General features: G+C 65.2%; 15 protein-coding genes. 9 read left to right on the top strand and 6 right to left on the bottom strand.

Annotated features, from left to right (window positions below; translation table 11 throughout):
- Positions 1-29: 29 nt before the first annotated feature.
- From folE2 to thrS, 8 genes are read left to right on the top strand one after another with little or no spacing between them, the layout of a single operon-like run.
- Entirely contained in the window at positions 30-926 is an 897-nt protein-coding gene (gene folE2 / locus PVZ78_RS05495) for a GTP cyclohydrolase FolE2 (RefSeq protein WP_020371219.1), read from the top strand.
- A complete protein-coding gene (locus PVZ78_RS05490) occupies positions 923-1,591 on the top strand; it encodes a metal ABC transporter ATP-binding protein (RefSeq protein ID WP_273828332.1) in 669 nt (222 codons plus the stop codon). The genes folE2 and PVZ78_RS05490 overlap by 4 nt, the downstream gene beginning before the upstream one ends.
- Positions 1,591-2,457 carry a metal ABC transporter permease gene (locus PVZ78_RS05485; RefSeq protein WP_009051646.1) on the top strand — a complete coding sequence of 289 codons (867 nt, stop codon included), beginning with the start codon at positions 1,591-1,593 and terminating at the stop codon, positions 2,455-2,457. Before PVZ78_RS05490 ends, PVZ78_RS05485 begins: the two co-directional genes overlap by 1 nt.
- Before the next feature lie 11 nt (positions 2,458-2,468).
- Positions 2,469-3,353: a metal ABC transporter substrate-binding protein gene (locus tag PVZ78_RS05480; RefSeq protein WP_009051647.1), complete on the top strand. Its 885-nt coding sequence runs from the start codon at positions 2,469-2,471 to the stop codon at positions 3,351-3,353.
- Positions 3,350-3,787 carry a phosphoribosyl-AMP cyclohydrolase gene (hisI, locus tag PVZ78_RS05475; protein WP_273828331.1) on the top strand — a complete coding sequence of 146 codons (438 nt, stop codon included), beginning with the start codon at positions 3,350-3,352 and terminating at the stop codon, positions 3,785-3,787. Before PVZ78_RS05480 ends, hisI begins: the two co-directional genes overlap by 4 nt.
- Complete coding sequence (locus PVZ78_RS05470) at positions 3,784-4,344, top strand: gamma carbonic anhydrase family protein (RefSeq protein WP_009051649.1); 561 nt, start codon at positions 3,784-3,786, stop codon at positions 4,342-4,344. The genes hisI and PVZ78_RS05470 overlap by 4 nt, the downstream gene beginning before the upstream one ends.
- 2 nt (positions 4,345-4,346) lie before the next feature.
- Positions 4,347-5,684, top strand: coding sequence for a dihydroorotase (locus tag PVZ78_RS05465; protein WP_273828330.1), 1,338 nt, complete (start codon positions 4,347-4,349; stop codon positions 5,682-5,684).
- 41 nt (positions 5,685-5,725) lie between these two features.
- Complete coding sequence (thrS, locus tag PVZ78_RS05460; protein ID WP_273828329.1) at positions 5,726-7,624, top strand: threonine--tRNA ligase; 1,899 nt, start codon at positions 5,726-5,728, stop codon at positions 7,622-7,624.
- A 107-nt stretch (positions 7,625-7,731) separates the two neighbouring features.
- Here the strand turns inward: thrS and PVZ78_RS05455 are convergent, their stop codons facing one another.
- Positions 7,732-8,253 (bottom strand): DUF3617 domain-containing protein, encoded by a 522-nt coding sequence (locus PVZ78_RS05455; RefSeq protein WP_025806930.1) that lies wholly within the window; start codon positions 8,251-8,253, stop codon positions 7,732-7,734.
- A gap of 237 nt (positions 8,254-8,490) precedes the next feature.
- On the opposite strand from PVZ78_RS05455, the gene cls reads away from it, so the two are divergent.
- Positions 8,491-9,930 (top strand): cardiolipin synthase, encoded by a 1,440-nt coding sequence (gene cls, locus PVZ78_RS05450; protein WP_273828328.1) that lies wholly within the window; start codon positions 8,491-8,493, stop codon positions 9,928-9,930.
- A gap of 1 nt (position 9,931) precedes the next feature.
- Here the strand turns inward: cls and cfaB are convergent, their stop codons facing one another.
- The 5 genes from cfaB to hflK (PVZ78_RS05425) form a co-directional block, all read right to left on the bottom strand.
- Positions 9,932-11,119, bottom strand: a complete 1,188-nt coding sequence (gene cfaB / locus PVZ78_RS05445) for a C17 cyclopropane fatty acid synthase CfaB (protein ID WP_009051653.1) — start codon at positions 11,117-11,119, stop codon at positions 9,932-9,934.
- 326 nt (positions 11,120-11,445) lie between these two features.
- Positions 11,446-13,350, bottom strand: coding sequence for a cation-translocating P-type ATPase (locus PVZ78_RS05440; protein ID WP_028683619.1), 1,905 nt, complete (start codon positions 13,348-13,350; stop codon positions 11,446-11,448).
- A complete protein-coding gene (gene hflK, locus PVZ78_RS05435; protein WP_009051655.1) occupies positions 13,347-14,405 on the bottom strand; it encodes a protease modulator HflK in 1,059 nt (352 codons plus the stop codon). The genes PVZ78_RS05440 and hflK (PVZ78_RS05435) overlap by 4 nt, the downstream gene beginning before the upstream one ends.
- Complete coding sequence (gene hflC, locus PVZ78_RS05430; protein WP_273828327.1) at positions 14,402-15,451, bottom strand: protease modulator HflC; 1,050 nt, start codon at positions 15,449-15,451, stop codon at positions 14,402-14,404. The genes hflK (PVZ78_RS05435) and hflC overlap by 4 nt, the downstream gene beginning before the upstream one ends.
- Positions 15,448-17,415, bottom strand: a complete 1,968-nt coding sequence (gene hflK / locus PVZ78_RS05425) for a protease modulator HflK (RefSeq protein WP_273828326.1) — start codon at positions 17,413-17,415, stop codon at positions 15,448-15,450. Before hflK (PVZ78_RS05425) ends, hflC begins: the two co-directional genes overlap by 4 nt.
- Positions 17,416-17,510 lie beyond the last annotated feature (95 nt).

The following is a 17,510-nucleotide window of genomic DNA, read 5'->3' as shown; positions in this document are numbered from 1 at the left end:
GCGAATTGTTTCCAACGATGGACCTGCTCATGAATGCGCTGACTCTGCCGGATATCGCCGCGCAGGCCGCACGCCAGGCCCTGCCCCTTGAGTGGGTGGGCATGTGTGGCATTGCCTTACCTGTGTTGTTTGATGGCCAGCGGATTGGCGCAAAAGCGGATGCCGGCGTCAGCCTCGACGATGGCGAAGCACGCGGTATTCATATGTCGCGCCTGTATCTGGCGCTGGAAATGCTCGAACAGGAAAACCTCACCCCGGGCCTGATGCGCCAGGTACTGCAACGTTTTCTCGACAGCCACGACGGTCTGTCCAGCAGCGCCTACCTGCGAATTCATGCCGATCTGCTGCTGAAACGCCCGGCCTTGATCAGCCCGTTGACCGGCTGGAAAACCTATCCGGTGAGCATCGAAGCGCATCTGAAAAACGCAATGTTCCACGTGGAACTAAAAATCGAGGTGCCTTATTCCTCCACCTGCCCTTGTTCCGCCGCGCTTTCCAGGCAGCTGATTCAACAGCAATTCATCGATGACTTCGCCAACCGGCAGCTGCAACACGAAGACATCCTGGCCTGGCTCGGTTCTTCGAAAGGCATAGTCGCCACGCCCCACAGTCAGCGCAGCAGTGCGCAATTGCAGCTGCGCCTGGACGACTTTCTCGATGAGTTGCCGCTGATGGCAGCGATCAACGACGCCGAAGCCGCCCTCGGTACCGCCGTGCAAACCGCGGTGAAACGCGCCGACGAACAAGCCTTCGCCCTGGCCAACGGGCAGAACCTGATGTTCTGCGAAGACGCCGCGCGCCGCCTGAACCTCGCCTTGCAACGCTCGCCCGGCATCCGCGCCTTCCAGGTGCGCGTGGTTCACGCCGAAAGCCTGCACGCCCACGACGCCGTAGCGGAAAGCCGCTGGAACTGGGAGGCCGCATGATCGACCTGCAATCGCTGCGTTGGGGCGCGCCCGGCCAACCGCTGACGCCAGCGCTCGACCTCGAGCTGAAACCCGGCAGCCTGACCGCCATCATCGGTGCCAACGGCTCGGGCAAAAGCAGCCTGCTGAAGGTCATCACCGGCCTGCAAAAACCCTTGGCCGGGAAAGTCAGGTTGCAGGTTCCCCGCCGTGGCGGCCTGTCCTTTCTGCCGCAGCAGCAATACCTCGACCGGCAGTTCCCCATCACTCTGCAAGAGCTGGTAGCCGCCGGCTTCTGGGGCGATCGGCAAAGCTCGCAACAGCGTGCCGAACGCCTGCAGCGGGTGCTCGAAGACTGGTGCCTGAGCGGCCTGGAACAACGCCCGCTGATGGCCCTGTCCGGCGGCGAATTGCAACGCGCCCTGCTCGCCCGCCTGAGCCTCGCCGATGCCCCGCTGTTGCTGCTGGACGAACCCCATGCCGCCCTGGACGAACTGGGCCAGGCCCTGTTGTGGAAACACATCCACAGCTGGCAGCAGCAAGGCCGCACGCAAATCGTGGTCTGCCATGACCTCGCCGCCGTGCGCCAACACATCCCCCAGACCCTGGTGATCAAAGCCAGCGGTTGCCTGTTCGGCAGCAGCGAGGAACTGATCGTCCAGCCCCTGCGGATGCAGGTGGCCTGATGCTCGCCGCTGCCCAGCTCTGGCAACCCTTCCACGAATTCGTGTTCATGCGCCGGGCGTTGCTCGGCGGCCTGGTGCTGGCGTGCAGCACCGCGCCGCTGGGGGTGTTTCTGATCCTGCGGCGCATGAGCCTGATCGGCGACGCCGTGGCCCATGGCATCCTCCCCGGCGCTGCGCTGGGCTTCTGGTTCGCCGGGTTGAGCCTGCCAGCGCTGACCTTCGGCGGCCTCGGTGCCGGCCTGGGCATGGCCGGGCTGGCCGCCTGGATTACCCGGCGCACCGGTTTGCGCGAAGACGCCAGCCTGGCCGCGATCTACCCGATTTCCCTGGCCAGCGGCGTGCTGATTCTCGGCCTCGCCGGCAAGCGCCTGGACCTGCTGCACCTGCTGTTCGGCTCGGCCCTGGCGGTGGATGGGCCGACCCTCGACGGCATGCTCTGGGTCTCCGGGTTCAGCCTGGTGGCCATGGCGCTGATCTACAAAGCGTTGCTGCTGGACACCCTCGACCCGCTGTTCCTCAACAGCGTCAGCCGCCTCGGCCCCCTCGCCCACGGCCTGTTCCTGACCCTGGTGGTGCTGAACCTGGTGATCGGATTCCAGGCCATCGGCGCCTTGATGGTGGTCGGCCTGATGATGCTGCCGGCCGCCGCCTCACGCTTCTGGAGTCGTCGCCTGCCGGTACTGATCGGCATCGCCGCGCTGCTCGGCTGCCTCTCGGTATGGCTCGGCCTGTTGCTGTCGTTCCACTACTCGCTGCCCAGCGGCCCGGCCATCGTCCTGGTGGCTGGCGGCCTGTACCTGCTGTCCGTGGTGTTCGGTCCGGTGCACGGTCTGCTGCGCCGCCCGCCTTTGCTCACATCCCCATGAGGTGTTCCCCGATGCGCGCTCTACTCGTGCTCTTCAGTCTGTTGCTGCCGTTGTCGCTGTCACCCGCCCAGGCCGCGGACAAACTCGCTGTGGTCACCAGCTTCAGCATCCTCGCCGACATCACCCGACAGGTCGGCGGCGAGCACATCCAGATCACCGACATGGTCGGTCCGGACGCCGACGCCCACACTTACGAACCGACGCCGGACGATGCCAAGGCCCTGCTCAAGGCCCGGCTGATCATCAAGAACGGCCTGGGTTTCGAGCCCTGGCTGGATCGCCTGGTGGCCAGTACCGCCACCCGGGCTCCGGTGATCACCGCCAGTCGCGGGGTGATCCCTCGTTCGCTGGATGAGGACGGTGAGACCATTCCCGACCCTCACGCCTGGCACAACCTGGCGAACGCCGAACTCTATGTAAGCAACATCACCAAGGCGCTGGTGGCCGCCGACCCGGCGAACAAGGCCGACTACCAACGCAACAGCCAGGCTTACCTGAAACGGATCTACGCGCTGCTGGCCGAGGCCAAGGCCAAGTTCGGCGCGCTGCCGCCGGGCAACCGCAAGATCGTCACCTCCCACGACGCCTTCGGTTACCTGGGGCAGGCCTACGGCATCGACTTCATGGCCCCGCAAGGCCTGTCCACCGAGCGCGAACCCTCGGCCGCCGAAGTCGCCGCGCTGATCACCCAGATCCGCAACGCCAAGGTCAAGGCGGTGTTCATGGAGAACATCAAGGACGCACGCCTGCTCAAGCAGATCGCCGACGAAAGCGGCGCCCAGATCGGCGGCACCCTGTACTCCGACGCCCTCGCCGCCAAGGGGCCGGCCAGCACGTTCACCGGGTTGTTCGAATACAACCTGAACACCCTGTACGACGCCCTGAGCCAGCCATGAACAAGCGCCCTCCACTGTCGATGCTCGACCTGGAAAGCGCGCCCCTGGGCAGCCGTTGGCCGCTCACCAGCGTGCTCGATGCCCTGCCATGGAATGCCGACGGCCTGATCGCCGCCATCGCCCAGCAGTACGACAGCGGCGAGGTGCTGATGCTGGCCTGGATGAACCGCAGGGCGCTGGCCGAGACCCTGGCCAGCGGGCAGGTCTGCTACTGGTCGCGCTCGCGCCGGCAACTGTGGCGCAAGGGCGAAAGCTCGGGGCATCACCAGCGTTTGCTCGAAGCACGCCTGGACTGCGACGGCGACGCCGTCCTGCTGCTGGTGGATCAGCAAGGCCCGGCCTGCCACACCGGGCGCCCCAACTGTTTCTACAACGCCATTCGCGACGGCGCGGTGCAGGTCATCAGCGCACCGCTACAGGAAACCCCAGCATGATTCGCAAAAACCCTTCCGGCGATCTGCCGGTCATCGCCGAGTCGGCCTACGTCGACAAGACCGCCATCATCTGCGGCAAGGTGGTGATCGGCGAGAACGTCTTCGTCGGCCCCTACGCAGTGATCCGCGCCGACGAAGTCAACGAACATGGCGCCATGGACCCGATCATCATCGGCGCCAATTCGAACATCCAGGACGGCGTGGTGATCCACTCCAAATCCGGCGCGGCGGTGACCATCGGCGAATTCACCTCCATCGCCCACCGCTCGATCGTCCATGGCCCGTGCACGGTCGGCGACCGGGTATTCATCGGCTTCAACAGCGTGCTGTTCAACTGCGCGGTCGGCAACGGCAGCGTGGTGCGGCACAACTCGGTGGTCGATGGCCGCGACCTGCCGCAAGGCTTCTACGTGCCCTCCACCACCCGCATCGGGCCCAATACCGACCTCTCGCAGTTCCCGCCGGTCAGCGTCAGCGCCTCGGAGTTTTCCGAAGACGTGGCGCGCACCAATGTCGATCTGGTGCGCGGTTACAAAGCCCTGCAGAACGAGTTCTGAACATGAGCAGCGTGCTGATTCGCAATGCCCGGCTGGTCAATGAAGGACGCGAGTTCGACGCCGACCTGCTGGTGGACCATGGGCGCATCGTGAAGATCGCCAGCAGCATCGAAGGCGAGAATGCCCGCACCGAGATCGATGCCCAGGGCCAGTGGCTGGTGCCGGGCATGATCGACGACCAGGTGCATTTCCGCGATCCCGGCGCGCCGGAGAAAGGCAGCTTCTACAGCGAGTCGCGGGCGGCCGTGGCGGGTGGCATCACCAGCTTCATGGACATGCCCAACACCCAGCCCGCGACCCTGACCCTGGCCGCGCTGGAGGACAAGAAACGCCGCGCGGCCATCCACTCGGTGGCCAACTACGGCTTTCACTTCGGCGTCAGCCGCGACAACCTCGACACAGTCGCAGCCCTCGACCCGTGCCTGGTGGCCGGGGTCAAAGTGTTCATGGGCGCCTCCACCGGCAACATGCTGGTGGACGATCCGCAGGTCCTGGAGCGCTTGTTCGCCGAGGTGCCGACCCTTCTCCTGGCGCACTGCGAACACACGCCCAGCATCCAGGCCAACGAGCGGCGCATGCAGGAGCGTTTCGGCGAAGCGATTCCCGCCGTGGCCCACTCCCTGATCCGCGATGCCGAAGCCTGCTACCGCTCCTCGTCGCTGGCCGTGGACCTGGCCGGGCGGCATGGCACTCGCCTGCATGTCTTGCACCTGACTACCGCACGCGAACTTGCGCTGTTCGAAGACAAGCCGCTGGCGCAAAAGCGCATCACCGCCGAAGTCTGCCTGCACCATCTGCTGTTCGATGACCGTGACTACGCGCGCCTCGGGCACCTGATCAAATGCAACCCGGCGATCAAGACCCGCGCCGATCGCGACGCCCTGCGCCAGGCTCTGCTCGGTAACCGCCTGGATGTGATCGGCAGCGATCACGCGCCGCATACCTGGGCGCAGAAACAACTGCCCTACCGCCAGGCACCTGCCGGGCTGCCGCTGGTGCAACACGCCCTGCCCGCCCTGCTGGAACTGGTGGCCGACGGCGTGCTGCCCATCACCACCCTGGTGGCGAAAACCAGCCACCGGGTCGCCGACCTGTTCGCCATTCCCGACCGTGGCTACCTGCGCGAGGGTTACTGGGCCGACCTGGTGCTGATCAGGCCCGAACCCGAGGGCATCGCCGTGGCCCAGCAGCCGATCCTCGCCCAATGCGGCTGGACGCCCTTCGCCGAACGGCATTTCCGGCACAGCGTTGCTACCACCCTGGTGTCGGGGCAACTGGCCTGGCACGCCGGGCGCCTGTACGACAACTGCCAGGGTTTGCCGCTGCGTTTTACCCGCTGAGCCCTTTCCCCGAATCCCCCTGAAACACCAAGGAACACCCGATGATTCACATCACCCTGCCCGACGGCTCGCAACGCGAGTACGACCAGCCGCTTTCCGTGTACGAGGTGGCCGCGAGCATCGGCCTCGGCCTGGCCAGGGCGGCCGTCGCCGGCCGGGTGAACGATCAACTGGTGGATTGTTCCTTTGTGCTCGAGGGCGATGCCCGGGTCAGCATCGTCACCGCCCGCGAGCCCGAAGGCCTGGAGATCCTGCGCCACTCCTGCGCGCATCTGCTGGCCATGGCGGTGAAGGAGTTGTACCCCTCGGCCCAGGTCACCATCGGCCCGGTGATCGAGGACGGCTTCTTTTACGACTTTGCCTACGAACGGCCCTTCACCCCCGACGACCTGGAGCGCATCGAAGCGCGCATGACCCGGCTGGCCGCGACCAACCATGCGGTGCGCCGACGCGAGCTGTCCCGTGACGACGCCCTGGAATACTTCGGCAACCTCGGCGAGCACTACAAGGCCGAACTGATCCGCGACATCCCGCAAGACCAGGTCCTGTCGCTGTACCGCCAGGGCGATTTCGAAGACCTGTGCCGGGGCCCACACGTGCCGTTCACTGGAATCTTGCAGGCGTTCAAGCTGACCAAGGTCGCCGGCGCCTACTGGCGCGGCGATGCCAAGAACGCGCCGCTGCAACGGATCTACGGCACTTGCTGGGCCACGCCGAAAGACCTCAAGGATTACCTGACCCGCCTGGAAGAAGCCGGCAAGCGCGACCACCGCAAGCTTGGGCAGCAACTGGACCTGTTCCATTTCGACGACTGCGCGCCGGGCTCGGTGTTCTGGCACGCCAAGGGCTGGACCCTGTTCCAGCAACTGATCGGCTACATGCGCCAGCGCCAGGATCAGGCCGGTTATCAGGAAGTGAATACCCCGGACGTGATGGACCGCAGCCTCTGGGAAACCTCCGGGCACTGGCAGAACTATCGCGACCACATGTTCAGCACCACCACCGAGGACCAGCGGGTGTTCGCCCTCAAGCCGATGAACTGCCCCGGCGCGGTGTCGATCTTCAGCCGTGGCCTGAAAAGCTACCGCGACCTGCCGCTGCGCATCGCCGAGTTCGGCAAGGTGCATCGCTACGAACCCTCCGGTGCGTTGCACGGGTTGCTGCGGGTGCGCCACTTCACCCAGGACGACGCGCACATCTTCTGCACCCCGGCGCAAATGCAGGCGGAATGCGAGAGCACCATCGCCCTGGTGTTCGACATCTATCGCGACTTCGGCTTCCACGAGGTCACGGTCAAGCTCTCCACCCGACCGGCCCATCGCATCGGCAGCGACACGCTGTGGGACCAGCTGGAAGGTGCCTTGTCCGGCGCCCTGGAAACCATGGCGATCGACTACCGGATCAACCCCGGCGAAGGCGCGTTCTACGGCCCGAAACTGGAGTTCGTGCTACGCGATGCCATCGGCCGCGATTGGCAATGCGGCACCCTGCAGGTCGACCTCAACCTGCCGGAACGTTTCGATATCAGCTACATCGACGAGCACGGCGAACGCCAGCGCCCGGTGATGCTGCACCGTGCGCTGTTCGGTTCCCTGGAGCGCTTTATCGGCATCCTCATCGAACATTACAGCGGTGCCCTGCCGTGCTGGCTCGCGCCGCGGCAAGCGGTGGTGATCACCATCAGCGAAGGCCAGGCGGACTACGCCCGGTCGGTGGCCGACACCCTGCAGCGCCAGGGCCTGCGGATCGGCGCCGACCTGCGCAACGAGAAAATCAGCTACAAGATCCGCGAGCACAGCCTGCAAAAGGTGCCGTACCTGCTGGTGGTGGGCGATAAGGAAAAGGATGGGGGATTTGTCAGTTTGCGCAGCCGCCATGGCGAGGATCTGGGGCGGTGGCCAGTGAGCGAGGTAGCCGAGCGGATGCGCTCGGCGTTGTAGCGGCAGCGCCTGGGCGGACGCTATCGCGGGCAAGCTCCGCTCCTACAGAACTGCGGGCGTTCATGAAAGGTATGAACGCCCGCAGATTCGACTTGCCCGCGATGCTTTTAAGCCCTTGGTTTAACAGTCCCGCAATCCTGCCCCAGCCATACCGCGCGGGTGTCCATGCTGCCCTTCTGCTGGAAGCCGGTGGCATTGAAGGTGCCGCTGACGTTGGTGGTGAACTCGCGATCGCTGAGGAATTTCGCCACGCCCGAGCCCTGGGCTTTCGGGCAGCTGAAGCGGAATTTCCACTGGTTGGAAGTACGGTCGGTGACCTCCTGGCGGCAGCCAGATTGCGGGTCTTGCAGCGGAATGGTGTCGGACTTCACCTGCTCCGGCGTCAGGCACACGCGGATGCCCTTGCCGCCCATGGTCACGCCCTGCTTCTCCAGCTGTGCCCGTTGCTCGGGGGTCAGCTGTTGTTGTAACTGGCCGAGAATCAACGACAGATCCGGCAGGCTCTGGTCATCGACTTTCATGTTGCTGGTGGTCAGTTCCCACAGGCCCGGTTGCAGCATCTGGGCCTGCGCGGCCAACGGAAGCGAGACAACGGCAGCCATGGCCAAACCCAGTAGACGAAGCTTCATCGAATGACTCCTAGACAGTAGTGGCCCGTTAGACGCCAAAAATGCAGCGGCGTTGCATGGCGAATTAATTAGCGACAATCGCTGTGGAACATGGTCTGTTAAGGTCTGCATGAAAAGTCGGCGAGCGAAGGTCGAGCCTGTTTTCGCACCAGGCCTGCGTAGCGTCGACAGCGCCCAGCGCGCAGCCACTTTTCGTACAGCCCCTAGGCATTGAATCTTCAGGAGCAAGGCTGCCCCATGGATTATTTTGGCCCGCACATCTTTGGCTATCTGATTGCCACCCTGCACATTCTCGGCCTGATCGCCGCCATCCACGCCGTGTTGACCGTCAGGACCGCCCAAGGCTCCATCGCCTGGGCCCTGTCGCTGCTGTTCATGCCGTACCTGACCCTGATTCCCTATCTGGTATTCGGCCGCAGCACCTTCGATGCCTATATCAAGGCCCGGCGCCAGGCCAACCTGGAGATGCGCAAGGCGATCAACGAGCTGAACTGGCGCCCCTGGGTCGAGGAGGCCCTGAGTGCCCGCGCCTCGGCCGCCTACACCTCGCTGCGGGCCATGCCCAAGCTGGGACGCATGCCCTGCCTGGCCAGCAACCATGTACAACTGCTGGTCAACGGCGATGCCACCTTCGCCGCGATTTTCCAGGCCATCGAGCGCGCCCGCACGGCAGTGCTGATCCAGTTCTTCATCATCCACGACGACGACCTTGGCCGACGCCTGCAAAAGCTGCTGCTGAAAAAGGCTAGCGAAGGCGTGGCGATCCACCTGCTCTACGACCGCATCGGCAGCCATTCCCTGCCCCACTCCTATGTGCAGCCACTGCGCGATGCCGGCATCCAGGTACATGCCTTCGCCACCCGCAGCGGCTGGCTCAATCGCTTCCAGATCAACTTCCGCAACCACCGCAAGATTGTGGTGGTGGATGGCCTGCTGGGGTTTGTCGGCGGGCATAACGTCGGCGACGAATACCTGGGGAAAAAACCGCCATTGGCGCCCTGGCGCGACACTCATGTTTCGGTCAGCGGCCCGGTGGTGGCCTGCCTGCAGGAATCCTTCGCCGAAGACTGGTTCTGGGCCTCGCGGCAACTGCCGCCGCTGATCCTGCCCGACACCTACCCCGACGACGGCGTGCTGTGCCAGGTGCTGGCCAGCGGCCCGGCGGACCCTTACGAAACCTGCTCGCTGTTCTTCGTCGAAGCCATCCACGCGGCGACCGAACGGATCTGGATCACCAGCCCCTATTTCGTCCCCGACGAAGCAGTGTTTTCCGCCCTGCGCCTGGCCGTCCTGCGCGGGGTGGACGTGCGGATCCTGCTGCCGTCGCGCGCGGACCATCGGATCGTCTTCGCGGCCTCCAGCCTGTATGCCTTCGAAGCGGTACGCGCCGGGGTGCGGGTGTTCCGTTATCAGCCGGGTTTCCTGCACCAGAAAGTGGTGCTGATCGACAGCGAAATCAGCGCGATCGGCAGCGCCAACCTGGACAACCGCTCGTTCCGTCTGAATTTCGAGGTGATGTTGCTGACCGTGGACGAAGCCTTCGCCAGGGAGGTGGAACAGATGCTCAACCTCGACTTCGAACGCTCGCGCGAAATCGCCAAAGAAGAAAGCCGGGAAACCCACCGCCTGCAACAGCTTGGCATGCGGGTAGCCCGGCTTATTTCACCGATTCTTTAACTCACGAGTAATACAAGTCGTCGCGAGTCCAGGGCAGTTCATGACTGCCATCGGCGTGAGCCTTGACCGCGAGAATCTGGTGCAGGTTGATCCAGCCGCGGGCGAAGGCATAGGCGCAGCCGGCCAGGTACAGGCGCCAGATGCGCAGGACCTGTTCCGGCACCAGCCGGGAGGCGGCTTCCAGGTTGTCTTCCAGGCGCTCGCTCCAGTGGTCCAGGGTGCGGGCGTAATGCAGGCGCAGGCTTTCCACGTCGACGATCTCCAGCCCCGCTTCGCTGATCTCGGCCGAGATCATCGCCAGGTGCGGCAGCTCGCCGTTGGGGAACACGTACTTCTCGATGAAGTCGCCGGCCCCACGGCCCACGGGACGTCCATCGGTGTGCTTGGCGGTGATCCCGTGGTTCATCACCAGCCCGCCTTCGCGCACCGCGCCGAACAGCGTCTTGCAGTACTGCGCCAGGTTGGCGTGGCCCACGTGCTCGAACATGCCGACACTCACCACCTTGTCGAAGCGGCCGTCCTGAGGCAGATCACGATAGTCCAGCAGTTGCAGTTCCACCTGGTCCTGCAAGCCTTCGGCGATCACCCGCTCCCTGGCCAGTGCCAGTTGTTCCTTGCTCAGGGTGATACCGAATACCTTGGCCCCGAATTCCCGCGCCGCGTAACGCGCCAGCCCGCCCCAGCCACAACCGACGTCCAGCAGGTACTCGCCGGGCTGCAAGCGCAACTTGCGGCACAGGTGGCGGAATTTGGCTTGCTGGGCCTGTTCCAGGCTTTCACTGCCGGTCTCGAAATAGGCACAGGAATAGGCCATGTCGCTGTCGAGCCACAGCTGGTAGAACTCGTTGGAAAGGTCGTAGTGGTAAGAGATGGCGGCCGCGTCGGTGGCCTTGTCGTGCAGGGAGCGTACCGGCAGCACTTGTTCATCGCCGTCCAGCAGCGCCTGGGTCAGCTCATCGCAAACCCGGATGACTTCGCTGATCGAGCCTTCCAGTTCAAGTTTGCCCTCGACGAACGCCGCCCCCAGCGCGTCGAGAGTGGGATGGGTGAGCTGGGTGACCAGTTGCGGGTCCTTGACCACAATGGTGACGCTGGGCGCCGGCCCCAGGTTGAATTCATGGCCGTCCCAGAGCCGCAGGCGTAGCGGTAGTTGCAGATTCTGTAAGGCCGGTGGAAGTTGCGCGAGCATGGATTATCCCCCTTGTTTCAGACGTCTGAGTGAGGTTAGACCATACTGAAAAAATAGCAGGCTATCGATCTGATAGCTGAAATTCATCAGTGCCGGCATTGCAACAATCCCTGGTGAACAGCCAGCCGACCGTCCCGGGGCTGGGCCCTCTTCACAGATGACCGCCAGGCGGGCCCACAGTTCGACCTGGTTTCAAGTCTAGCTGCAGACGCTCATGCCCGCGCTTCACACCCCGGCCCTCCTCTCTATATATAGAAGCAACCGGTCGTGGCTCGAGGGGCAACAGCCACAAGCGGCGCTCCCCTCAGCGCCGCCGTCTTCCGCTCCTACAACTTGAGCAACGGCTCCTGGAAACGCAGCAACCGCCCGGCATTGCCCAGCACCAGCAAGGTGCTGAGGTTATGCAACACCGCCGCGATCATCGCCCCCGCCGCGCCGAGCCAGCCGAACGCGGCGAAGGCGACGATGGCCAGGGTCCAGCCCAGGCCGATGATCACATTGACCTGCAGGGTCTGGCGGCACTGGCGGCTCAGGCGCACACAGGTGCCAAGACGCCGCAGGTCGCTGCCGATCAGCACGATATCGGCCGAGGCCAGGGCAATGTCCGCCCCACCCGCGCCCATGGCCACACCGACCACGCCGGCCTTGAGCGCCAGGGAATCGTTGATCCCGTCGCCCACCACCATCGGCCGGAAACCGCTGTCGATTTCCCCCAGCACACGCTTGAGTTTGTCTTCCGGCAGCGCCTGGGCTTCGACATCGCCGATGCCGACATCCCGCGCCAGGCTGTCGGCCACGCTTTGGCGATCGCCGGTCAGCAACAGCTGGCGCCCCAGGCCCAGTTCACGCAACTCGTCGAGGGCAAAACGCGCCTCCGGCTTGACGCTGTCGGCCAGCAACAGCCAGGCAAGAAATTCGCCGTTCAACGCCAGCCCGGCAATCGGTCCGTCATGTTCCGGTACCGCGGTGGTGGCGATGCCGAGTTGACTGAACAACTCGGGACGCCCCAGGGCTGCTTCGCCCTGTTCGGTCTGCGCCACCACGCCGAGACCCTGGCGCTCGCGAATATCCGACAACACCAGGAAATGCTCCTGGGCCACCAACCCGGCCAGCGCGCGGCTGACCGGGTGGCTGCTGGCCGAACCGAGGCTGGCCGCCAGGTTCAACAAGGCCTGGCGATCTTCCCGCGGGCTGTCGATGGATTGCAGGCGCAAGGTGCCGAACGTCAGGGTGCCGGTCTTGTCCACCACCAACGAGGTCAGGTCCGCCAGCTCTTCGAGGAACGCCGAGCTGCGAATCAGGATGCCGTGACGCGCCGCCACGGCGATCCCGGCAATCGCCGTGGCCGGCGCGGACAGCACCAGGGCGCAGGGACAGGCCGCCACCAGCACCGCGAGCATCGCCTGGGCATCGTTGGTGATGAACCAGGTCACCGCTGCCAGCAGCAACACCAGCACCATGTAGCTGCCGGCGTAACGTTCGAGCAACCGGGTGATCGGCGGCTTGGAGCGCTCGGCGCTTTGCATCAGCGCGATGACCTTGCCCAGGGTCGATTCGTGGCCAGTGCGGGTCACTTCCAGGCGCAACAGGCCGTCGAGATTGATCGCCCCGCCGAACACCTGCATACCGACATCGGCCTCCAACGGCACCGACTCGCCGGTGATCGGCGCAGTGTCAAGGCTGGCTTGCCCGGACAGCACCAGGCCGTCGGCGGGCACCCGGTCGCCGGCGCGCACCTCGACGATATCGCCGGCCTTGAGCGTGGCGTTGTCCACCTCGCCAATGCTGCCGTCGGCCTGCACCAGCCGCGCATGGCTGCGGGTCAAACGGCCCAGGGCATGAATGGCTTCCTGGGAACCGATGACGCTGCGCTCTTCCAGCACGTGGCCGAAGATCATGATGATCGGCAACAGCGCCGCGGTCAGCAGGTCGCCGGTGGCCCAGGCGCCGAGCATGGCCAGGGCGATCAACTGGTCGGTAATGCCGTGCAGGCTCGGGTAACGCAGGCTGTACCAGGCCGAACGCATCACCGGCAGCGCCACCAGCAACGAGGCGAAACCCAGCAGCAACTGGCTGACGCCGGTCTGTTCCGGGGCCAGCCAGCGCCAGACCAGGCCCAGGCCGAGCAGCCCCAAGGCCAGCATGGCCAGGGTCAGCTGGCGCGCGGCGCTGCGTTGTTCGGCGGAAGTCAGCATGCTCGCCGGCGCGGCGGCATGGGTGTGAGCAGTCATGGTTGGGCTCCCTGAATGATCAGGCGGGAATCGTCTTTGGGATTGACCGTGGTCACCGAGCCGGCCTGACCGAGAATCTTCGGCAGGCGTTCGCGGTAGATGCGCAGGAGCATTTCCGGGTCGGTGCCATTGCGTTGTGCCTGGGCCAGGCTCTGGATGGTCGCGGTGTCGGCCTGGGCCTTGGCCAGGCGTTCACCGGCCTGGGCGTGCGCCACCTGCAAGGTGCGGTCGGCCTGTTCGTTGGCGGTTTGCGTGAGCTTTTCGGCGTCGGTGCGGGCGTTGGCCACCGCCTTGTCGGCCTGCTGGCTGGCAGTCAGCACCGCGTTGAAGGCGCTGACCGCCGGTCCCGGCAGGCTGGACTGGACGTCGACCCGAGTCACCTCGATGCCGATCCCCTGCCCGGTCGCCGCCAGATCCGCCAGCCGTTGGTTGATACCTTGCACCAGATCGCCACGCAACCGTTCGCGACGCTCGGCGGCCTGATTGTCGGCCCCGATCAGTTCCGGACGCGCCACCAATATCGTGTCGAGATCGCGGGCGGCGGTCAGGGCCAGGGCACTGCGGGTCACCAGCCGATCCAGCGCCGGCAACACATGTTCGCCCTGCAACACGAAGGCATAGGGCTCGGTGACCTTGTAGAACACCCGCACATCCAGCTGCACCACCCCGGCGTCGCCGGTCAGCAGATAACCGGAACCGGCCAGGGCATCGCTCAGCGGTACGGCGAAACTCGCCACCTTGTCACCCTTTAGGGCCGCATCGGAACGCAGCAGGCTTTCCACCCGGCGCTCGATCACCCGGTCCGCGGCGGGCAACAGCACCACCTGTTCGAACGGTTGCGGCCAGGCCAGCAACAATCCAGCGTTCTGAATGCGATCCAGAGCGCCGAAATGCAGGACCACCGCACGGTTCTGTGGATCGATCTGCCGCACATTGGAAAACGCCCAGGCCAGTGCCGCCAGCACGGTCACCGCATACAGGGCGAGAAACGCCAGGCGACCGGCCTGAATCCACGGGCTGCCAAGTTCATGTGTTCCACGTGGAACCAAACTCATGGTTGCGACCCGGCGGCTTTATTGCCGAGGGTCGGCGGCCCGTCCACCAGCACCCGGAACGGTGCGGCATCGGTGCGCAGAATCAGCTTGGTGCCCGGGGTCACCACCGTGCCCAAGGTGTCCAGCGAACGCAGCAGGTTGTACAGCTGCGGCGAACCAGCATAAGCGCGGCCATAAATCTCCGCCGCCTGCACCCGGGATTGCGCTTCGATATCCGCGGCCTTCACCGTGGCGTCGGCCTGGACGATGCGCGCATCGCGCTCGGCGGCGGAACGGATTTGCGCCGCTTCGCGCTTGCCGATGGCCGTGCGTTCGGTGGCGATGGTTTCACGCTCGGCGCGCATACGGTCGACGGTGGCGGTCAGGGTCACCGAGGGCAGGGTCAGGCGTTCCACGCCGACTTGCAGCACGCGCACGCCATAGGTACTCAGCAATTGCTGTTCGATCTGTTTGCGCAACTGGGCTTCGAAGTCGGCGATGCGTACTTTGCTCGCGTCGGTGTTCACCAGATTGGCCAGGTCGAAACTGCTGGCGGTGGTTTCCAGGGCCGAGCCGACAAAGGTACGGATCTGCCGCGCCGCTTCGTCCGGCTGGTTCTGCACCGCGCGCATAAAGCGTTTCACGTTGTCCGGGTCGCCCTGCACCTGCCACGCCACATAGGCCTGGACGATGATGCGCAGACCGTCGCGGGTACCCACATCCTGCAAACCGCTGGACGTGGTGCGCAGGCGCAGGTCCACCGGGATCGCCGCCTCGAACGGTGCCGGCCAGCGCCAGCCGAGGCCCGGCTCCAGCAGCACCCGCGCCGGGTTGCCGAAACGGGTGATCACCGTGGCTTCGCCGGAACGCACTTGCACCAGGCTCGCCGCGGCGACGGCGAACAGCACCAGCAACAGCGCCCAGGCCATGCGCCGCCAGGGAAAGGGCCCCGCCTCTTCCGGCGCGCCGTGGTGGTGATGATGGTGCCCATGATGGTGATGGCCGCCATGGCCGTCGTGATCGTGGCCGGCGTGATCCTGATGATCGTGGGAATGGGACTGGCTCAATGGACGGCTCCTGGCTGAGCGGTGTTACCCGGCACCGAAGGCTCGGTCGGCAAAGTGAATGTACGCAGGTCGAGGGTCGGTGCGTTGGCGCCGCCCAGGCGATGATCGAGCACCAGCAACTTGGCGTTGCGCAGGCCCTGGCTCAGCTGGCTCAAATACTGCTCCAGAACGAATGCCTGGCCGGCGCTGGCATAGGCCTTTTGCTCGGCGGAGAAACGCAGGTCGGCCGCTTGCGCCGTGGCCTGCACTTCATGGGCCGAGGCCTGGGCCTGGTCGCGGGCAATGCTGGCCTGCAACTGCGCCTGGTTGGTCTGTTCGCTGGCCGCGCCGCGCTCGCGGGAAATCAGCGCCTGGGCGCCGATCTGCGCGGCCTGGACACCGTGATAAGCATTGGCGGCGCCCGCCGGCGGGTGAATGGCTTCGACCACGGTGGCGAGAATCTCCACCCCGCTGTCGAGCTTCTCCAGGTCGGCCTGCACCGCGCGGCCGATATCCTCGGCCAGGTTGGTACGGTCTTCGCCCAACAGGCCATCGAGGGTGCGCGAGGCAAAGTCGTGGACCAGGATGCGGCTGGCGGTGCTGCGGATCAGCATCGGAATGTCGGCGCTGTTGTAGGTCGCGGCCAGCGCCGCCTGATCGCTCAAGCCGATGCGATAGACGAAGCGCACGTCCATGTTGACGATCTGGAAGCTCTGTTTGTCGGCACTGCCGCTGGCGATCACCTGGGACTTGTCGTTCACATGGCTGGCGTCCCACAAACGGTTGGCCACCTGTGGCGGCGGCCCTTCGGCGGATGCCGGTTCGACTACGGTAGGCGCCTCGCCGACGCTGGTGGCCAGTTCATGCACCACGCCGTTCTCGACACTCAGCACCCGCCCCAGCGGCCAGGGCAGACCCGCGTGCAAACCCGGGCCAAAGACCGCCACCGGCTTGCCGAAACGCTCGTAGATGCCCCGCCCCTGCAACGGCACTTCATGCAGGCCGGTGAGCAGCCAGCCCACCCCGAGCACCACCAGCAGCACCGGCAGGAACGCCCGGCGCATATAAGTGAAGGCCCAGATCTGCCGCAGATCGATGCCGAAGCGGTTGTGCAATTCGTGCTGCAAGGCCAGCAAGGGCTGCGGCGGCCAGCGCAACAAATCGGCAATCACGCTGTGGGCCAGCATGCGCGGCTCCAGTTGCGCGCGCCGCGGGCTGAACAACGACAGCACCGCGCGCAGCAGGAACTCCAGGGCCACCAGCGCCGGCAATACGCCGATCAACACGCCCAGGCGCACCGGCCAGAGCGCCGTATCGCTGCTGAACAACAGGCACAGCGCGGCCAGCACCAGGCTGATGATCGCCACTCGCGCCAACTGCGCCAGCGCCGCGGCTTCCGGCCATTCGCCGGGGTGTTCCTGGCTCAGCTGGCGCTCGAACACCAGCAAGCCGAAGGCCAGCAACAGCGCCAGCACCGCACCGACATTGCCCGCCAGGCCCAGGGCTGCGGCGGGCAAGCTCAGGTTCCACGCCTGCTCGATCACCAACAGCACCAGCAAGGCCCAGCCGCCCAGCCACAAGGTCGGCGCGCCGATCTGCGCCAGCAGCCCGGACCAACGCTGGCTGATGCCGTCCAGCAAGCGTTCGTACCAGCCGTCATCGGGCAAGGGTTCGTCCACAACCGGCTCCGGGTTCGGCGCCACATCTGGCGCGCGTAACACACCCGCGCGCCAGGCACTGACCCAGCCCGCCGCCTGCAGGCCGCCGACCAGCACCAGCAAAGCCGCCGCCAGATTGACCAGCAACGCCGGCCACAAGGATTGCGGGGCAAACAGGTCGACGAAAAACGCCAGCACCAACCCCACCCCGGCCAGCCCCGCCAGCCCGATGCCCCAACGCTTCAGACGGCGCTCGTGAAAGGCCGCCCGCTGAAACCTCGGCAAGGCTTCGACCCCCGCCCCTTCAGTCTCAAGATCGACTTGCATACCACCCCAACGCTGGTCGTTAACCCGTTCCGGCCTGTGGATAACTCTTCGGCAGGCCGCTGTATTTGTCACAAATCGTTACGATATAACGATAG

It is taken from the genome of Pseudomonas sp. SBT1-2 (genome assembly GCF_028640875.1).
Taxonomy (GTDB): domain Bacteria; phylum Pseudomonadota; class Gammaproteobacteria; order Pseudomonadales; family Pseudomonadaceae; genus Aquipseudomonas; species Aquipseudomonas chlororaphis_I.
This window is presented reverse-complemented; position numbering and strand designations above follow the sequence as displayed.

Excerpts from the sequence above, each read along its gene's own strand:
- folE2 (WP_020371219.1), top strand. The coding sequence starts at position 30 with ATGAATGCGCTGACTCTGCCGGATATCGCCGCGCAGGCCGCACGCCAG.
- hflK (WP_009051655.1), bottom strand. The coding sequence starts at position 14,405 with ATGAGTTTGGTTCCACGTGGAACACATGAACTTGGCAGCCCGTGGATT.
- cls (WP_273828328.1), top strand. The coding sequence starts at position 8,491 with ATGGATTATTTTGGCCCGCACATCTTTGGCTATCTGATTGCCACCCTG.
- PVZ78_RS05455 (WP_025806930.1), bottom strand. The coding sequence starts at position 8,253 with ATGAAGCTTCGTCTACTGGGTTTGGCCATGGCTGCCGTTGTCTCGCTT.
- cfaB (WP_009051653.1), bottom strand. The coding sequence starts at position 11,119 with ATGCTCGCGCAACTTCCACCGGCCTTACAGAATCTGCAACTACCGCTA.
- hflK (WP_273828326.1), bottom strand. The coding sequence starts at position 17,415 with ATGCAAGTCGATCTTGAGACTGAAGGGGCGGGGGTCGAAGCCTTGCCG.
- hisI (WP_273828331.1), top strand. The coding sequence starts at position 3,350 with ATGAACAAGCGCCCTCCACTGTCGATGCTCGACCTGGAAAGCGCGCCC.
- PVZ78_RS05470 (WP_009051649.1), top strand. The coding sequence starts at position 3,784 with ATGATTCGCAAAAACCCTTCCGGCGATCTGCCGGTCATCGCCGAGTCG.
- PVZ78_RS05480 (WP_009051647.1), top strand. The coding sequence starts at position 2,469 with ATGCGCGCTCTACTCGTGCTCTTCAGTCTGTTGCTGCCGTTGTCGCTG.
- PVZ78_RS05465 (WP_273828330.1), top strand. The coding sequence starts at position 4,347 with ATGAGCAGCGTGCTGATTCGCAATGCCCGGCTGGTCAATGAAGGACGC.
- PVZ78_RS05490 (WP_273828332.1), top strand. The coding sequence starts at position 923 with ATGATCGACCTGCAATCGCTGCGTTGGGGCGCGCCCGGCCAACCGCTG.
- PVZ78_RS05485 (WP_009051646.1), top strand. The coding sequence starts at position 1,591 with ATGCTCGCCGCTGCCCAGCTCTGGCAACCCTTCCACGAATTCGTGTTC.
- PVZ78_RS05440 (WP_028683619.1), bottom strand. The coding sequence starts at position 13,350 with ATGACTGCTCACACCCATGCCGCCGCGCCGGCGAGCATGCTGACTTCC.
- thrS (WP_273828329.1), top strand. The coding sequence starts at position 5,726 with ATGATTCACATCACCCTGCCCGACGGCTCGCAACGCGAGTACGACCAG.